The 17,907-nt window shown below is 61.9% G+C and carries 12 protein-coding genes; 3 read left to right on the forward strand and 9 right to left on the reverse strand.

Annotated elements, in window-relative coordinates:
• Positions 1 to 32: 32 nt before the first annotated feature.
• Positions 33 to 995 carry a radical SAM protein gene (locus tag B149_RS0106600; protein ID WP_018124393.1) on the reverse strand — a complete coding sequence of 321 codons (963 nt, stop codon included), beginning with the start codon at positions 993 to 995 and terminating at the stop codon, positions 33 to 35.
• Positions 996 to 1,097: 102 nt separating this feature from the next.
• On the opposite strand from B149_RS0106600, the gene B149_RS0106605 reads away from it, so the two are divergent.
• Entirely contained in the window at positions 1,098 to 2,228 is a 1,131-nt protein-coding gene (locus tag B149_RS0106605) for an efflux RND transporter periplasmic adaptor subunit (RefSeq protein ID WP_018124394.1), read from the forward strand.
• Positions 2,225 to 5,455, forward strand: coding sequence for an efflux RND transporter permease subunit (locus B149_RS0106610; RefSeq protein ID WP_018124395.1), 3,231 nt, complete (start codon positions 2,225 to 2,227; stop codon positions 5,453 to 5,455). Before B149_RS0106605 ends, B149_RS0106610 begins: the two co-directional genes overlap by 4 nt.
• Positions 5,456 to 5,516: 61 nt before the next feature.
• Here the strand turns inward: B149_RS0106610 and B149_RS0106615 are convergent, their stop codons facing one another.
• The 8 genes from B149_RS0106615 to B149_RS0106650 all read right to left on the reverse strand — a co-directional run bounded on the left by B149_RS0106615 (position 5,517) and on the right by B149_RS0106650 (position 15,254).
• Complete coding sequence (locus B149_RS0106615; RefSeq protein WP_018124396.1) at positions 5,517 to 7,625, reverse strand: methyl-accepting chemotaxis protein; 2,109 nt, start codon at positions 7,623 to 7,625, stop codon at positions 5,517 to 5,519.
• A gap of 303 nt (positions 7,626 to 7,928) precedes the next feature.
• Positions 7,929 to 8,912 (reverse strand): class II fructose-bisphosphatase, encoded by a 984-nt coding sequence (gene glpX, locus B149_RS0106620; RefSeq protein WP_018124397.1) that lies wholly within the window; start codon positions 8,910 to 8,912, stop codon positions 7,929 to 7,931.
• 10 nt (positions 8,913 to 8,922) lie between these two features.
• Positions 8,923 to 10,899: a transketolase gene (gene tkt, locus B149_RS0106625; protein WP_018124398.1), complete on the reverse strand. Its 1,977-nt coding sequence runs from the start codon at positions 10,897 to 10,899 to the stop codon at positions 8,923 to 8,925.
• A gap of 20 nt (positions 10,900 to 10,919) precedes the next feature.
• Positions 10,920 to 11,357 carry a ribose 5-phosphate isomerase B gene (gene rpiB, locus B149_RS0106630; RefSeq protein ID WP_018124399.1) on the reverse strand — a complete coding sequence of 146 codons (438 nt, stop codon included), beginning with the start codon at positions 11,355 to 11,357 and terminating at the stop codon, positions 10,920 to 10,922.
• On the reverse strand, positions 11,354 to 11,650 hold the full coding sequence (locus B149_RS0106635; protein WP_018124400.1) for a hypothetical protein: 297 nt from the start codon (positions 11,648 to 11,650) through the stop codon (positions 11,354 to 11,356). Before B149_RS0106635 ends, rpiB begins: the two co-directional genes overlap by 4 nt.
• Positions 11,651 to 11,687: 37 nt before the next feature.
• On the reverse strand, positions 11,688 to 12,482 hold the full coding sequence (locus tag B149_RS0106640; protein ID WP_018124401.1) for a hypothetical protein: 795 nt from the start codon (positions 12,480 to 12,482) through the stop codon (positions 11,688 to 11,690).
• The gene (locus B149_RS0106645) at positions 12,479 to 14,209 is read right to left on the reverse strand and encodes a tetratricopeptide repeat protein (protein ID WP_018124402.1); all 1,731 of its coding nucleotides are present in this window, start codon (positions 14,207 to 14,209) and stop codon (positions 12,479 to 12,481) included. Before B149_RS0106645 ends, B149_RS0106640 begins: the two co-directional genes overlap by 4 nt.
• 19 nt (positions 14,210 to 14,228) lie before the next feature.
• Positions 14,229 to 15,254 carry a sigma-70 family RNA polymerase sigma factor gene (locus B149_RS0106650; protein WP_018124403.1) on the reverse strand — a complete coding sequence of 342 codons (1,026 nt, stop codon included), beginning with the start codon at positions 15,252 to 15,254 and terminating at the stop codon, positions 14,229 to 14,231.
• A 225-nt stretch (positions 15,255 to 15,479) separates the two neighbouring features.
• On the opposite strand from B149_RS0106650, the gene B149_RS0106655 reads away from it, so the two are divergent.
• Positions 15,480 to 17,900 carry a homocysteine S-methyltransferase family protein gene (locus tag B149_RS0106655; RefSeq protein ID WP_018124404.1) on the forward strand — a complete coding sequence of 807 codons (2,421 nt, stop codon included), beginning with the start codon at positions 15,480 to 15,482 and terminating at the stop codon, positions 17,898 to 17,900.
• Positions 17,901 to 17,907 lie beyond the last annotated feature (7 nt).

The following is a 17,907-nucleotide window of genomic DNA, read 5'->3' on the forward strand; positions in this document are numbered from 1 at the left end:
AGGTGCCGCTTTTTTCATCAACCACAAAAATGTCAATATGGAGCACTGCAAAGCCGAAAAAGGCGATTTTTCCCGTCGAATCGGCGTAATCCTGATCGTTGCATTGCCGTGAAGGCTTCGCAAAGTTCCTTTCTTGTCAGGAGACGATCCATTCCATCGAAAAGCATGGCCTGCGCGCAGGGGTGATATTGTCCCATGACGTTCACCCATGTGTCGGGAGATAGTTCAAAGAGCCACTTTCCCCAGTGTTCGGATCCGGAGCGACCTTCAGGAAGCACAAGGTGTCTGACGAGCAGTCCTTTGGCGGCAAGCCCTTGCTCAATGATGAGGTCTCCGGTCTGCCTGTACATTTCCCGGATGGCGGCCCGGGTCCTTTCGGGGTAGTCCGAGGCTCGAAGCAGCTCCGCGGCGATGTACGAATCCCACACTTTTGCATCGGGCATGTAGATATCCACCACCCCTTCGAGCATAGCCAGCGTATCCACACTGTCATATCCGCCGCAATTATAGACGATGGGCAACGAAAGACCGTGCTCCACGGCAACGGGCAGGGCTTCCAGAATCTGAGGCACCACGTGGGATGGCGTAACGAGGTTGATGTTGGCGCATCCGCGCCGTTGCAGGTCGAGCATCGCGCCTGCAAGGCCGTCGGGATCGGCCTCGGGGCCGGCGTCTGGAACGCGGCTGATGTCCTCGTTCTGGCAGAAAACGCAGCCGAGATTGCAGCCGGAGAAGAATATGGCACCCGAGCCGCCGCTGCCCACAAGTATGTCCTCTTCGCCGAAATGCGGACCGAAGCTCGCCACGTGGGCGCGCCGCCCCACACCGCAGAAGCCGGTTTCTCCCTGCGTGCGGTCCACGCCGCACTCCCGCGGGCAAAGGGTGCATTGGCGGAGTGCGCGAAGTGCGTCATCGATGCGTTTTTGCAGCTCGCCAGTCTCGTGCAGACGCACATAACCGGGCCTGCTGTGTGCCGATTCGTTATTCATGGGCATGAATAGTAGCCGAAAAAAAACTTTCGACAAGGGCGTTGGCAGGCTACCCCTTCCGTCGTGGGGGAATGTGGGCTATCCTGTGCCGAAAAAAGGGAATCGCCCATGAATCGTGCATACAAATTGTTGGCGGGGTTGCTGCTGGCCGCACTCTTGGCGGGCTGTGGCGGAGACATTGCGCCGGGACAGGGTGAGGCATCTGACAGCGGATACGAACCCGAATCCACGGCACAGGCCGTCACCGAAGAAGTTCGCGTTTTCAGCGAAGCGGTGGGAACCGTGCGGGCGCGCACCGATATCCGTGTGGAGGCGCAGATCACCGCGCGAGTGCTGGAGGTGAACGTGACACCGGGGACGGATGTCGGCAAGGGCGATACGCTGGTGGTGCTTGATGCGCGTGCGGCAGAGTCGCGTTTGGAGCAGGCCCGGCAGCGGCTGGAGTCGGCCAGAAGCGGCAGACGGCAGGCACAGCGAACCGTTGCCGCAGCGCAGGCGGCCTTCAATAAGGCAAAGTCCACCTATGAGCGAATGAAGAAGCTGCGCAGCGAACAGGTCATCACCGAAGAAGAGGTGGAGCAGGCCGAGACCGCCTATCTACAGGCTCGTGCCGAACTCAATCGGGCGCAGGCCGCCACAGAGGGCGCATCGGCCGACGTGGAACAGGCGGAAAAGGCCGTTCAGGAAGCCGAAATATCACTCGACTACACCACAATCACGGCGCAGGAGGCCGGTGAGGTCGCCAAACGGTTCGTGGATCCGGGGGATCTGGCTTTTCCGGGCAAACAGCTGCTGACGCTCCAGACCGGCGGAAGCCTTCGCATGGAAGCGCAGGTTCGCGAAGGGCTCATCGGCAGGTTGCAGCTTGGGCAGCGTGTACCGGTCGTGGTGGAAGCCCTGAAGCCGCAGGAGCGGTTGGAAGGCATAGTGGAAGAGATCGAACCGCTGGCCGATCCGACCACACGTTCGTTCGTGGTCAAGGCATCGGTGCCGGAACGTCCCGGTTTGTATCCGGGTATGTTCGGACGGCTGCTAGTGCCCATGGATATGCGTGCGGCAGTGATGATTCCCGAGGAGGCCGTGACGCGTGTGGGACAGCTGGAGACGGTCATGATACGCACGCCTGACGGCTGGCAGCGGGTGCATGTGCGCACCGGCGAGCAGCGCGACGGCCTTGTTGAAGTGCTCTCCGGCCTACAGGGCGGTGAGACAGTGGGCATCGGAGGGCCGGGCGCATGAGCGAACCGAAAGGGATCATCCCCGGCATAGTGCGCTATTTTCTGACCTCGCAGATGTCGGTCATCCTCATCGTGGCCGCGCTGCTCATGGGAGCGGCGGCCATTATGATCACCCCGCGCGAGGAGGAGCCGCAGATCGTGGTCCCCATGGCGGACGTCATGGTGCAGGTGCCCGGCGCCTCGGCGCAGGAGGTGGAGCGCCTTGTCACCGCGCCATTGGAGCGGCTGCTCTGGCAGATCGATGGAGTGGAGTATGTCTATTCCACATCGCGGCGCGACTCTTCCGCCGTGACGGTCCGCTTTTTCGTGGGGGAGAACCGCGAGGACTCGCTCATCAAGCTGCACAACGCCATCACCAAGAATCTGGACATGGTGCCGGGTGTGGTTTCGGGTTGGGCCGTTAAGCCGGTCGAGATAGATGACGTGCCCATCGTGACCCTGACGCTGCACGCAGAGGATGGCTGGGAGAACAGGTACTCCGGGCATGACCTGCGGCGCATGGCCGAGGAGCTGTATCACCGGCTGGCCGAGACCGAGAACGTTTCGCGTCTGAGCCTGCACGGTGGACAGCCCCGCGAGGTGCGTGTGGAGCTGCTGCCAAGGCGCATGGCCGGATACGACGTATCTCCCATGCAGGTGGCGGAGGCCCTTCGCGGTGCGAACCGCTCCCTGCCAGCCGGGGCGTTCGTACGTTCGGACGAACGGACCGAGGTGGTCAGCCGGTCCTTTCTGATGTCGCGTCAGCAGGTGGCCTCGCTGGTGGTGGGAGTCTCCGACGACCGTCCGGTTTATTTGCGCGACGTGGCCGAAGTGAAGGACGGCCCCGCCGAGCCGGAGAGCTACTCGCGCATCGGTTTTTCCTCACGCTATAAGCGCGAGCACGGTGCGGAGTCGGATGATGGCGGAGTTTCTGGCCCGGCAGTGACGCTGGCGCTGGCCAAAAAGCCGGGCACCAACGCTGTGAACGTGGCCCGGAGCATCCACGAGCGCATGGACGAGCTGCGCCGGAACGTGCTGCCGGACGGCGTGGCGGTACAGGTGACGCGTGATTACGGCGAGACCGCCCAGACCAAGGTCAACGACCTGCTGGAGTCGCTCTTTTTTGCCATCGTCACGGTGGTGGCCCTGTTGGCGGTGGCGCTTGGCAGACGCGAGGCGCTGGTGGTGGCCGTGGCCGTGCCCGTGAGTTTTTCGCTGGCCCTCTTCTGCAGCTGGATGCTCGGCTACACCATCAACCGCGTCACGCTGTTCGCGCTGATCCTTTCGCTCGGCCTCGTGGTGGACGACCCCATTACCAACGTGGACAACATCCAGCGACACATCCTCATGGCCCGCCGCAAACCGCTGGGTGCAACGCTTGCGGCCGTGCAGGAGGTCCTGCCTCCGGTAATAATGTCCACGCTGGCCATCATCGTCTGTTTCCTGCCGCTGTTCTTCATCACCGGTATGATGGGTCCGTACATGGCGCCCATGGCGGCCAACGTGCCCCTGACCGTGACCTTCTCCACTCTGGCGGCCCTGACCGTGGTGCCGTGGATGACCTACATGCTGCTGAAAAAGACCCCGGCTCGCGAGAAGGGCGAGGAAAAGGGCGACGACGATTCAGTGCCGCCCGTCATCCTCAGAACCTACCGCCGCGTGCTCGGTCCGCTGCTGGACAGCCGGGGCAGACGCCGACTGCTGCTGGCAGCGATCGCGGCGGGCCTGCTGTTGTGCGGGGCGCTGGTCCTGCTGCGGCTGGTGCCGCTGAAAATGCTTCCTTTCGACAACAAGAACGAGCTGCAACTGGTCATCGATATGCCCGAAGGGACCACGCTGGAGCGGACCGACCGGGCTGTGGCGGATTTCGAGCGGTACCTGTCGTCGGTGTCTGAGGTGGACAGCTGGGTGACCTATGCCGGGTCGCCCTCGCCCATGGATTTCAACGGCATGGTCCGTCATTATTACTGGCGTGAAGAACCGCATCAGGCAGATATCCGCATCAACCTCGCGGACAAGTCGCGGCGGCAGGCGCAGTCTCACGCCGTGGCCCTGCGGCTGCGCGACGGACTGACGGCCATTGCCGAGCGGCACGGCGCGGTTCTGAGTATCGTGGAATCCCCGCCTGGGCCGCCGGTCATCGCCACCCTGACCGGAGAGGTCTACGGCAGGCCCGGGCAGCCTTACGAGGAACTTGTGCAGGGGGCGCGGCATCTGCGCGAGGTCATGCGCAGCGAGCCGGGCGTGGTGGACACGGATACTTCAGCCGAGGCCCCGCGGATGATCGTGGATTTCGTTCTGGACAAGGAAAAGGCGGCGCTGCACGGCGTGGATGCGGAGGATGTGGTGCGCACCATGAGCATGACGCTCGGCGGCGAGACCGTATCCGCCGTACACGTGCCGGGTGAACGGCAGCCCCTGCCTGTGCGGCTGGTGCTGCCCACGCACCTGCGTACCGGCAGCGAGAATCTGGGGGAAGTGCAGATGAAAACCGCTTCGGGCGGGATGGTCCCGCTTGTGGAGCTGGGCGAATTTGTCCCGGTGCCGGCGGAGCAGCCCATCTGGCACAAGAACCTCAGGCGCGTGGCGTATGTCTTTGCCGAAACCGCCGGAACACCGCCGGGCGAGGCCGTCATCGACGTGGACGCGAAGCTTGAGGACTCTCCGCTGCCACCAGGCCTGAGCGTGGACTGGGCCGGGGAGGGCGAATGGAAGATCACACTTGACGTGTTCCGCGATCTGGGCATCGCGTTCGCGGCGGCGTTGGTTGGCATTTATGTGCTGCTCATCGCCCAGACAGGCTCGTTCGTCATGCCGCTGCTGATCATGTCCGCGATCCCGCTGACCATGCTCGGCATCCTGCCCGGATTCTGGCTGCTCAACGTGGTGGCTGGCGGAACCGTGGGCGGTTACGGCGATCCCGTGTTCTTCACCGCCACCAGCATGATCGGCATGATCGCGCTCGGCGGCATCGTCATCCGCAATTCCGTGGTGCTCATCGACTTCATCCAGAAGTCGCGAGCCGCCGGACGTGACCTGCGTGAGAGCATCATTCTTTCCGGTGCGGTGCGGCTGCGGCCTATCGTGCTCACCGCGCTGACCACGGCTCTGGGCGCATGGCCCATCACTCTCGACCCGATCTTCTCCGGGCTGGCGTGGGCGCTTATCTTCGGACTGGTGGCCTCCACACTCTTCACCCTCGTGGTGGTCCCCAGCGGGTATTACGCACTTTACGGCCCCAAGGACTGATACAAAAAAGGCGGCCCCGGCAATGTGCCGGGGCCGCCCGTTCCATTCAGGGAAGAGGCTCTTAATAGCGCTCGAAGTTGTCTCCCGGTGGCAGAGCGGCGGGCTTTGCCTTGCGTTCGCCGGAGCCGCTGTTATCCAGCCGGAAATAACTGACTGCCTGCAAGAGCCTGTCTGCGTTTCCGGCAAGTTCGTCGGAGGCCGCGGAGACTTCCTCTGCTTCCGAAGCGTTCTGTTGGATCGCGCTGTCCAGATCGCTCACTGCGGAGTTCACCTGCTCGGCACCGGAATTCTGCTCACGGCTGGAGGCGGCGATGGTCTTGATCATCTCGGCGGTGTCGATGATGTCCGGCACCATGCGCTGCAACATCTCTCCGGCCTCGTTGGCCACTTCCACGCTCTGCCCGGAAAGCTCGCTGATCTCGGCTGCGGCCTGACCGGAGTGTTCGGCCAGCTTGCGCACCTCGGCGGCGACAACGGCAAAACCTTTGCCGTGTTCTCCGGCGCGTGCGGCCTCGATGGCGGCGTTGAGAGCCAGCAGGTTGGTCTGTCTGGCAATCTCTTCCACCACGGATATCTTTTCCGCGATCTGCTCCATGGCCTTCACGGTCTTGGAAACGGCTTCGCCACCCTTTTCCGCGTCTGCTGCGGCCTTGCGCGCCTTGGCTTCGGTCTCACCCGCATTCTCCGTGTTTTGACGAATGCTGCTGCTCATCTCTTCCATGGAGGCCGAGATTTCTTCCACGTTGGCGGCCTGATTGGATGCGCTCTCCGCAAGGGAGGTGGAGGTTGACGCCAGTTCGCCGCACCCGTCCGCCACATCGTTGGCGTTGTGATTCACGGTGTTCATCACGTCGTTGAGACGGGCGTTCATGGAACCGACCACGTAGCCCAGTTCCAGCAGCTCGTCGCCGAGGATGCTGCCCCGGATGCCTTTTCGTTCACGCGGCTTCTCCTGAGGCAGGTCCTTTCTGCCAAGGTCGCCGCGGTTGATGCGGTTGAGCGCGTGCATGACGATGCCCAGCTTCTTGGCGATGCTGCTGGCAAAAAGCAGGCCGAGAATCCCGCCAATGACGATCATGATCAGCCCGACGCCGAACGACCAGTTCTTGGCGCTGGTGAGCGCTTCATCGGCGGCGCGTTGGCCCGCAAGGAATTCGCTGATGGGGGCGGAACCGATGATGACCCAGTCCCACGGCTCGAAATATGTGGCGGAAAGGATGAGCTTCTGACGGGCCGTATCGCCGGGCATCGCTGCGGTGGCCTGAATCGTGACGGTATTGCCGCCAGCATCTTTGGCTTTATCGATGAGTTCACGGTAGGTTTGCCCGTCTTCGCCCTGCGTAATGACGCTTCCTTCAACGGAGTCGTTCTTGTGCATGCGTACGGTTCCGCTTGCCCCCCCGGAGCCGGCGACCAGTGTGAGGTAGCCGCTGTCGCCGACCTGAACCGCCTGAAGGCCCTGCTTCAGCTCATTGACACCCTGCTGAAGGATGCCGACGTACAGACAGCCGATAACATTGCCGGAAACGTCGCGGATGGGCTTGTACTGGGTGAGGTACCATGCGTTGACCACATAGGCGGTGCCTCGGAAGGTCTGCCCGGAGCGGATGGTCTGCGCCACAGGGCTGGAAGACGGGATGTAGGTCCCGATGGCGCGTTTGCCGTTGGTTTTGAGGATGTTGGTGGCGACGCGCAGCAGATCTCCCTGCTCGTTCATGCGCTGAAACACGGTACAGGTGGCCCCGGTCAGGTCCATTATCTTGTCCACCACCGGCGTTCTGACATCCGGATCGGCGTTCTTGCCGAACCATTGGTCGCCAACGGCAAGTCTGCGCAGTTCCAGACTGTCTGCTTGCTTGGTTATCTGGTTGGCCGCATTCCATTCGGCCGTTTCATCAAGCAGTTGCATCCCGCCGCGCCGTTTGACTATGTCTTCAAGCACGTTCATGGAGCTGTCCAGCTCCTTGGTCAGCGTGGCGTGCTGGGTCTTGAGCAGCGTGCTGGCATCCTCGACGGCGAGGGAGGCTTCCTTTCTGGCCTGCGCATCGAAGTGGGAGCTGAGCCTTTCGTCTATGGCATTGCTCTGCCAGAAAATGATTCCTAGGATTCCCGAGGCGGTCAGGAAAACCAATAGAACGATCATGCCGGAAATCTTTGGCCCGATGCGCATGCTGTACTCCTTGCTAAACCCGTGTAACTGTCTATTATTTATGGATCATGTTTTTCGTCCAAAAACAAATGTATCACTTTAACCGTTAGCTCCGGATAGGTAATTTGTCTATTAGTAACTGTAAAAAGTGGTGTCATATTGAAGATAAGTCGATTTTCAATGCAACGTAGCGCGAAGTGCAGGAGTGTGTCCGGTCGATTTTTCGCCACGCATTGTGAGACGATGTTGTATGCTTTACAGTGCAACAATAAAAAAGGCCGCTCCATATGGAGCGGCCTTTTTTATTTGATATAATAACTGTTGCTAGTCGTACTGGACAGCGCTGAACTTCATCAGGGATTCCCAGTCGTGGATGGCTTCCACGTAGCGGATGGTTCCCGTCTTGCCGCGCATGACCAGCGAGGAGGTCTCGGCGCCGTGGCCGGTGTACTTCACACCTTTGAGGAAGGTGCCGCCGGAAATGCCGGTGGCGGCGAAGAACAGGTCATCGGAGCCCACGAGGTCCGCGACCTTGTAGACGCGGCGCAGGTCCATGCCCGCTTCGGCCAGTGCGTTCTTCTCGTCCTGACGCTGGGGATCCAGCTTGCAGAACATCTCGCCGCCCATGATGCGTATGGCGATGGCGGAGAGAACGCCTTCGGGGGTGCCGCCGGTGCCCATCATGACGTCAACTTCGCTGCGCGGGTCGATGGCCATGAGGGAGCCGGTGATGTCGCCGTCCGTGTGCAGCTGGATGCGTGCGCCGGATTCGCGGATCTCGCTGATGAGCTTCTTGTGGCGCGGCTTGTCGAGGACGAAGACGACCAGATCGTCCACGTCTTTTTCCAGCGCCTTGGCGATGTATTTCAGGTTGTGCTGCGTGGGGGCTTCGATGTCCACCACGTGTTTGGCCTGAGCCGGAACGACGAGCTTCTGCATGTAGTAGCTCGGGCCCGGATCGAACATGGCTCCGCCGGGGGCCACACCCACGACCGAGATGGCGTTGGGGCGGCCGAAGGCCAGCAGGTTGGTGCCTTCCAGCGGGTCCACGGCGATGTCCACCTTGGGGCCGTTTCCGCGTCCGAGGCGCTCTCCGTTGAAGAGCATGGGCGCGTCGTCCTTTTCTCCTTCACCGATCATTACGGTGCCCTCAAGGTCGAGGGAGTTGAAGCAAAGGCGCATGGCGTCCACTGCAGCCTTGTCGGCGGCGTCCTTGTCTCCGCGGCCCAGCCAGCGGGCACAGGCGAGTGCGGCGGCCTCGGTCACGCGGACGAGGTCCATGGCAAGGTTTTTCTGGGGGGCTTCCATGGGTATTCTCCTAGAATTTTTCCTTGATGATCCGGGCGAAGTTGTCCGGGGTGAATCCGTACTTCTCCGAAAGCAGCTTGCCGGGAGCGGACTGGCCAAAGTGGTCCAGGCCGAGAACGACGCCGTTGCATCCGACGTATTTGTACCAGGTTTCCGGGCGTCCGGCCTCTGCGGCGGCACGTGCGGTCACCTCGGGCGGCAATACCTCGGTTTTATACGATTCCGGCTGTTCGTCAAACAGTTTGAAGCTGACCATATTGACCACGCGAACCTTGCGGTCCAGCAGCTTGGCGGTATCGAGCGCCAGGGCCACTTCCGAGCCGGAAGCCATGATGATCAGGTCAGGGGTGCCGTCGCAGTCCTTGATGACGTAGCCGCCCTTTGCGGTGCCTTCGGCCATGGCCGGATATTCGGCCGGGTCCAGCACGGGCAGGCCCTGACGGGTCAGGAACAGGCAGCTGGGGTGCTTTTCGGAGCGCAGCGCCATGTCGATGCAGCGGGAGGTCTCATTGGCGTCGCAGGGGCGCATGTCAACGAGGTCCGGGATCAGCCGCAGGGAGGCGATGTGCTCGATGGGCTGGTGCGTGGGGCCGTCTTCGCCCACCCAGAAGGAGTCGTGGGTGAAGATGTACATGGCGGGCAGTTCCTGCAGCGCGGACATGCGAATGGCGTTGCGGCAGTAGTCGGAGAAGGTCAGGAACGTAGCGCCGAACGGGATGATGCCCCCGTGCAGGCACAGGCCGTTCATGATGGCGGCCATGGGGAATTCGCGAACGCCCACGGCGAGGTTGCGCGCGCCGTAGCCGTCGATGCCGAAGTTGCCCACGGTCTCGCGGTAGTGGCCGGTCTGGTTCGACGGGTCGAGGTCCGCGGAGCCGCCCATGAGGTTGGGCAGTTCGTCCATGACGGCATTGAGGCAGGCACCCCACGCCTTGCGGGTGGCGATGGTTTCGCCCGGCTCAAAGGACGGCAGTTCGACCTTGAGCGCGCCACGGTCCTGATTGATCTGTTCCCAGAGCTTCTTGAATTCGGGGTCCTTGGCGAGCTTGGCGTCAAGGTTTGCCTGCCAGTCGGCCACGCGCTTCTTCATGTCGGCCTGACGGGAGCGGAAGTGTTCCACCGCGTCGGACGGAACGTGGAATTCATCGGCGGGCAGGCCGAGCTTGTCCTTGGTGGCCTTGATCTCGTCGGCCTTCATGGGTGCGCCGTGGGTGTTGTGATCGCCTTCCATGTTGGCGGAACCCTTGGCCATAGTGGTGTGACAGACGATGAGCGTGGGTTTTTCGGTCTCCAGCTGTGCGGTGGCGACGGCCTTGCGGATGGCGTTGTGATCGTGGCCGTCCACGTCCAGCACCTGCCAGCACATGCCTTCGAACACCTTGCGGTAATCGGTGCAGTCGGCGCGGTTGGTGGGACCGGCGAGCTGGATCTTGTTGGAGTCATAGAAAACGGTGAGCTTGCCGAGCTTCCACAGACCGGCAAGCGAGGCTGCACCGAGAGCGATTGGCTCCTGCAGGTCGCCGTCGGAGCTCAGGGTGTAGGTGTGGTGGTCGCAGACGTCGCTGCCGAGCTTGTCGCGCAAAAACGCCTCGGCCACCGCAAAGCCGACGGACATGGCGAAGCCCTGTCCGAGCGGACCGGTGGTGGCTTCGACGCCCGGCGTCAGGTGCGATTCGGGATGGCCCGGAGTCAGGCTGTCGAGCTGGCGAAAATTCTTGAGGGCGTCCATTTCCAGAAAACCGGCCATGTGCAGCAGGCTGTAAAGGAGCATGGATTCGTGCCCGGCCGAGAGGATGAACCGGTCGCGGTTGAACCACTTGGGGTTCTCCGGATCGTAATTCAAAAAGTCGGAATAGAGCAGGGTGGCGAAATCGGCCGAGGACATGGCCCCGCCGGGGTGACCGGAGTTGGCCTTGGCCACGCCGTCCATGATCAGACCTTTGATCACGGCAACCGTTTTCTGGTCCATTTCGGTGTTGATAGTCATTTGGTTATGTCCTTGCGGGGCTATTGTTTGACACTGTCGATGAGATCGACGCGACGTTTGTGGCGGTCGCCTTCGAACTCGGTTTCCAGAAAGATCTTCAGGATGTCGAGGGCGGCGCCGATGCCGGTGACGCGTTCGCCCATGCAGATGATGTTGGCATCATTGTGGGCACGCGCCAGACGGGCGTGAAATTCGTTGCTGCACACGGCCGCGCGCACGCCGCTGTAGCGGTTGGCGGTCATAGCCATGCCCTGACCGGTGCCGCAGACGAGGATTCCCGTGACGCCGTCCTGCACCATTTCGGCGACCTTGGCGGCATAGATCGGGTAGTCGCAGCTATCCAGGCAGTCCGGGCCCAGATCTTCCACTTCGTAACCCCATTCGCCAAGCGCCTTGACGAACGCGGCCTTCATGTTGAATCCGCCGTGGTCCGAACCGATGACGATTTTCTTGCTCATTTTGCTCCGTCCTGCTTCTCGAACTCGCCGCGAAGCGTTGCGATCTCTTCCTTGAGGAATTCGATCTGCTTCAGGCAGAGTTCCTTTTCCTGTTTTTTCCCTCGCGGTGCTTCCGCGATGTGGCCGAGCGTCACATATTCTTCTTCGAGCTGTTTTTCAAGTCGGCTGATTTCGAAGCGGCGCATGCCCTTGCCCAGAAGTTTCTTCATCTCGCGCCACCATGTGGACAGGCCGAGTTTGAGGGTCTCGCCCAGGGTCTGCGTTGCGGTCTGTTGATCGTGCCGGGTGGTCATGTTACACGCTCCTTGTCGAAATTGTGGTCAGGGCCGCTCATTCGGCCGGGGGAAACGCGCACACGGCGCGGATAACGGTTTTATCCGGTAAATCCAGTTCAAGGGCTTTTTCGTTCCACGAAGTGAGCATAAGCTCTCGGTTGCGGATGCGCAAGACACCCCGGTCGCCGTTTTCGAGGGTGAAAATGATGCGCTCGGGTGCGGGGCCGTCATCATAGCCGTCGATGTCGGCCCGCCAGGGGATGACCCTTCCGGCCCGGCGGATTTCCCCTTCCATGCGCAGGGGACGGCCGAGGGAGTCGGTCTGCAGCACGGATACGGGACCCTCTTCGAAGGTGTAAGTCGGCCGGTCCTTCTGGACCATGGCGATGGCGTAACGATTCGGAACAACCGAGTGAAAGGTGCCGCCGGACAGCCGCGCAAGATCGCTCAGGGAAAAAGGCAGCGGCAGGCCCAGCGCCATGGCCGCGATGACCGGATCTTCGCACCAGTAAGCGGTTTCGCGGTCCGGGTAATAGGCCAGCAGGCCATTCTCGTCCTCGCGCATCAGGGCTACGGTGGAGCCGAAGCCGGCAGAGGCGTTCAGTCGCAGCGCGCCGTCGAGTTCGCCCCACAGGTCGATGCTCAGGCGGCCGCTTTGTTTCTTGGGCAGGGTGCGGGAAAAGAGAAAGGATGCCTCGGCGCGGATGCCTTCCGCCGGAAGCGGGGCAAGATAGGTGCGCGTAAAGGCTTCCCACGCCTTGTCCGCCTCGGGCGGCGGCAGCGGGGTAGGCTTGGCGCAGGCCGTGAGCAGCAAAGCGCCCATGAGCATCAGCGGCAGCAGTCGCCTCATTGCAGCCCCTTGATCTTGGCCTTCACCGCATCCGGGTCGGAGTGGCCGAGTTCGATGGCCTTGCGGTAAGCGGCGCGGGCTTCGGAGTTCTTGTCGAGAGCCGCGGCGATGTCGCCGTAATGGTCCCAAAGATCGGGGATGTTTGGCCGCTGCGTTACGGCCTCGTTGATGTATTTCCACGCCTTGTCGTATTCGCCCAGCTTGTAGTGTACCCAGGCGAGGGAGTCGGCGATGAAGCCGCTTTGCGGATCAAGTCGGTAGGCCGCCTGAACCAGCACGAGCGCACGGCGCAGGTCACGGTTTTCCTCGGCGAGAGTATAGCCCACGAAGTTCAGGGCCTGCGGATTGTCGGGATGCGCGGCCAGCATGGTCTCCATGTACTCAAGCGCATCGTCCCGGCGGCCCATGGTCTCCAGAAGGGCACCCTTTTCGTACATGAGTTCCGGGTCGTCATGTTTGACTTTCAGCCCGGCTTCAAGGGTGTCGAGCGCCTGCTCCATGCGGTCGATCTCCACGAGGATGGCCGCTTCAAGAAGGTAGAACTGGTTGTTTTCAGGAAAGAGTTCGCGACCCTCGCGCGTCAGTTCGAGGGCTTCGTCGGAGCGGCCCACGGAATGCAGCAGCCTGCCGCGAAACTCCAGTGCGCGGGAATAAAAAGGGTGGCCTTTTTCGATCTTTTCGAGCGCTTCGGCGGCCTTGATGCCGTCGTTCTCGCCTTCCCATGCGATGACCGCCTTGTAGAACCAGTATTCGCCGGGCGGGTTGCCGTCAGAGGCCAGTGCGTCGAGCACGGTTGAGGCCTGCGCGTGGAATCCTTCGTTGAGAAAAAGGGAGGCCGCGTCGAGCAGAAACGCTTTGCTGTTGGGGCCGTCCAGCGAAAGGCGCATGGCCTCGTCCACGTTGTTCAGCTTCAGGTTGAGCAGGATCACCCGCAGCCGGACCTCGTTGCGCACATCACCCATGGACAGGATGCGGCGGTAGGTCTTCTCGGCTTCGGAGTACTTGCCCACTGTTTCGTAAAGATAAGCCAGCTCTGCCAACGCTTCGAAATTGTTCGGGTCTTGCTTCAGAGCGTTCTTGAGGTCGGCTATGGCCAGCTGCGTCTCGCCCAGCCGGGCGCGGGCGCTGGCGAACAGCAACAGCACATCCGGGGTGCGGGCCTCCTTGGAGAGCCGTTTCAGCTGATCCAGCGCCTCGGCGGGCATCCCGGAATCCAGATACGCTTGCGCCAGACGGATGCGCACCTCGTATTCCTCGGGGTGTGCCTTGACGTAATCTTCAAGAATCGTGAGGCCCTTCTTGCGCTTGCCTTCCTGCATCCACGAACGGGCCAGATAGGTCGTCAGAAGCGGGTTCTCGGGGAATTTCGCCAGCCCGTCGGTCAGGATGTCGCGGGCTCTGGCTCCGGCGTCCGGGCTGTTCCAGTACAGGCTTGCCAGCTCAAGGTAGAGCTGCGGGTCCGGCTCGGCCCCGATGACGCGGCGCAGGGCATCGGCCGCAGAGGTGCGAAGTTCCGCGAGCGTTGTCTGGTCCGGTGCTTCGCCGCTCATGCTCAGGCGGTTTATTCTGGAAAGATAGTCCTGATACAGCAGGTAGTTGTACGTGGTTCTGGCTTCGAGGGACTGCGGCGCGGCTTTGACCGGATCGCTCGGCGCGGGGGCGGTCTTCGGCGCGCAGGCCCCGAGCAGGAGGCACAGGGCCAGGGGCAGGAGTGCGGTGCGCTTCATCGGGTCTCCATGGTTTGGGCTATGCCTCTTCCTCGATCCAGTCGCGGGAGAAGTCCTTGACCGCCTCGGCGAGGTGCTCGCGAATCTTGGTGAGCAGGCGGGCCTCAATCTGCCGTACGCGCTCGCGGGTAACGCCGAAGCGTTCGCCCACTTCCCGCAGCGTCACGGGATTTTCCGAAAGCAGCCGCTCGCGGAGAATGACCAGCTCCTTCTCGTTGAGGATGGGCTCAATACCCTTGATGTTTTGCAGCAGGATCTCGGTGATTTCGTCGTTGGCGAGCTTTTCTTCCACGCCGGGGTCCAACGCGGGCAGGAAGTCCATGCGCGTGGCGTCGGATTCCTCGCCGATGGGCGCGTTGAGCGACATGTCGTTGCGCGACAGGCGCTGGTCCATCTCCTCGATGTCCGAGGGGCTGACGTCGAGCTTTTCGGAGAGCAGCTCGGTGGTGGGGTCGAAACCCATGGTCTGGAGCCGCTGGCGTTCCTTGTTCAGGTTGTAGAACAGCTTGCGCTGGGTCTGCGTGGTGCCCACCTTGACCATGCGCCAGTTGTCCATGATGTACTTGAGGATGTACGCCTTGACCCAGAACGCCGCGTAATAGGAAAACTTGATGCCCTTTTCCGGATCGAATTTCTGAACGGCCTTCATTAGACCTACGTTGCCTTCCTGCACCAGGTCGAGCGCGTTCTGCATCCAGCGCCGCTGGAAGTCCATGGCGATCTTGACCACCAGGCGCAAATGCGAGGACACCAGCCGGAACGCGGCGTCCTGATCGTTGTCGTCACGCACGCGGCGGGCGAGCTCCAGCTCCTCTTCGGGCTTGAGCATGGGAAAGCGCGCGATCTCCCGCAGGTACAACTGCAGCGGGTCGCGTATGGAGACCTCCGAACTCTTGCGGTCAAAGGACGCGGGCAGGGTCGGGGTCTTGGTCACCGGAAGAAATTCGTCTCGCGACGCTTCCTCTTCGGAGATGATCTCGGGATCGATCTCTTCTTCTTCGGTGATTTCGATTTCGGGATCGATGCTCTTCTTATCGGGTGCCATTGTCGTATCTGGGGTATATTCGGCGGGCAAATGCGCCCGTTTTCGATTTTGGAACAATAAAAAATGAGCGTATATTTTTTATTTGTCCTTTTCAATGTTTTTCGCTAGGGCCGGACTCTCCCCCAATGTCCGGAGGCTTGATTTTTCGCGACTTCCGGGTTATATCAAATAATCTTGATATTAGAATGAAGCTCCCCGCGTCCGGGGACGGCACTGGAGACCATCGTGGCTGATTTCAGGAAAGCGCTCGCAGACGACAAGGTATATTTCTTTGACGGCGGTTACGGAACCCTGCTTCAGAGCAGGGGACTGCCCGCCGGACTTTCCCCCGAACTGTGGGGGATGGAGGCGCCGGACGTCATCCGCTCGGCCTATGCAGACTACGTGGAGGCCGGGGCCGACCTGATCACCTCCAACACCTTCGGCGGCTCTGCGCCCAAGCTGGAGGGCAAGGCCGACGTCTTCGAACTGAACCGCCGCATGGTGGAACTCGCCCGCGAAGTGGCAGACGGCCGTTCCTTCGTCGCCGGCTCCGTTGGGCCCACCGGAAAGTTCGTGGAGCCGCTTGGTCCCTTGAGCTTCCGTGAAATGGTGGATATCTACCGCGAGCAGATTCGGGGTATCGTCGCCGGCGGTGCGGACCTGATCCTTGCCGAGACGCATTTCGATCTTGCCGAGATCAAGGCCGTGGTCGTGGCGGCGCGCGAGGTTTGCGACCTGCCCGTGGCCACCTCAATGACCTTCGAGGGTTCCGCCTGTCTGACCGGCACCTCGCCGCAGACATACGTGGATACCATGCAGAACCTTGGCGTGGAGCTGATCGGCACCAACTGTTCCGCAGGCCCGGAGCAGATGTACGACACGCTGGTGCAGTGGCTGCCGCGGCTTGAAACGCCGGTTTTCGCCGAGGCCAACGCCGGTCTTCCGGAGCTGGACGAAGAAGGCAATACCGTCTTTCGTCTCGCGCCCGAGCCGTTCGCCGAACAGGCCGTGAAATTTCTGGACGTTGGTGCAAAGATCATCGGCGGCTGCTGCGGCACCACCCCGGACCATATCCGCGCCCTGCGCGCCAAGGCCGAGGGCCGCAGCTGGGCCATGCCGCAAAAGACCGACCATGCGAGCACCGTGGTGACGTCGCGCGCCGTATCCGTGCCCCTTGGTTTCGACCATCGCTCGGTCATTATCGGCGAACGCATCAACCCCACCGGCAAGAAGCTGCTCACCGAAGAACTTCAGGAAGGCCGCTTCAACGAGGCCATGCGCTTTGCCACGGAGCAGACCGAGCTTGGCGCGCCCGTGCTCGACGTGAACGTGGGGGCGCCCATGGTCGATGAAGGGCAGCTGCTGCCGGAGCTGGTCAAGTCCCTCGTGGCCCGCTACCAGTGTCCGCTTTGTATCGACTCCAACGACTCCGACGCGGTGGAGAACGCCCTGTGGAACTATCCCGGCTCGCCGCTGGTCAACTCCATCACCGGCGAGCCCGGCAAGATGGAACGCCTCGGGCCGCTGTGCCGCAAGTTCGGCGCGCCGTTCATCCTGCTGCCGCTGGAAGGCAAGAAGTTGCCCGTAACCGCCGCCGAACGCATCGAGGTGCTGGAACGGCTGCTGGCGGAAGCAGACGCGCTGGGCATCCCGCGCCGCCTGATCGTGGTGGACGCGCTGGCGTTGACCGTGTCCTCCAAGCCGGAAGCGGCCCGGGCCAGCCTCGAGCTCATCCGCCATTGCAAGGAAAACCTTGGGCTGGCCACTACCATCGGCCTGTCAAACATATCCTTCGGCCTGCCCGCCCGCGAACTGCTCAACTCCAATTTCCTGGCCCTCGCCATGGGCGCGGGGCTGACTTCCTGCATCGCCAACCCCAACTCCGCCCGGCTGCAGGAAACCCTGCACAGCGTGGAAGTGCTGTTGGACCGCGACAAGCAGGCGCAGCGGTACATCGAAGGCTACTCCGACTGGACGCCGGGCACGGCCGCACCCGCGGCGACCGGCGGGGGAGCTTCGGCCTCCTCGGGATCGCAGGATGATGCCGACCCGGTGTTCTCCGCCGTTGTCAAGGGCGACCGCGACGCCATCCTCGATCTGGTGGAGAAAAAGCTGGAGTCCGGCATGTCGGCCATGGATCTGGTGAATGACCTGCTCATCCCCGGCATCATGGAGGTGGGCGAGAAGTACGAGCGCAAGGAATACTTCCTGCCGCAGCTGCTGCGTTCCGCCGAGACCATGAAGACCGCCTTTGGTCGTCTCCAGCCGCTGCTTGAGGCCGAATCCGAGGGCGGCAGCAAGCCCGTGGTCATCATGGCCACCGTCGAAGGCGACATTCACGACATCGGCAAGAACATCGTATGCCTGATGCTCGGCAACCATGGCTTTGAGGTAATCGACCTCGGCAAGGACGTGCCCGCCGAGCGCATCGTGGAAGCCGCGGTGGAGCACAAGGCCAGCATCATAGGACTTTCCGCGCTCATGACCACCACCATGGTCCGCATGGAAGACACGGTGAAGCTGGTGCGCGAGCGCGGCATGGACGTGAAGGTCATCATCGGCGGCGCGGTGGTCACCGAGAAGTTCTGCAACGCCATCGGCGCGGACGGCTGGAGCACGGATGCGCTCGACGCGGTGCGAATTGCACAGAATCTGGTGCAGTAAGGTCGGA

This window comes from Desulfovibrio oxyclinae DSM 11498 (genome assembly GCF_000375485.1).
In the GTDB taxonomy this organism is placed as follows: domain Bacteria; phylum Desulfobacterota; class Desulfovibrionia; order Desulfovibrionales; family Desulfovibrionaceae; genus Pseudodesulfovibrio; species Pseudodesulfovibrio oxyclinae.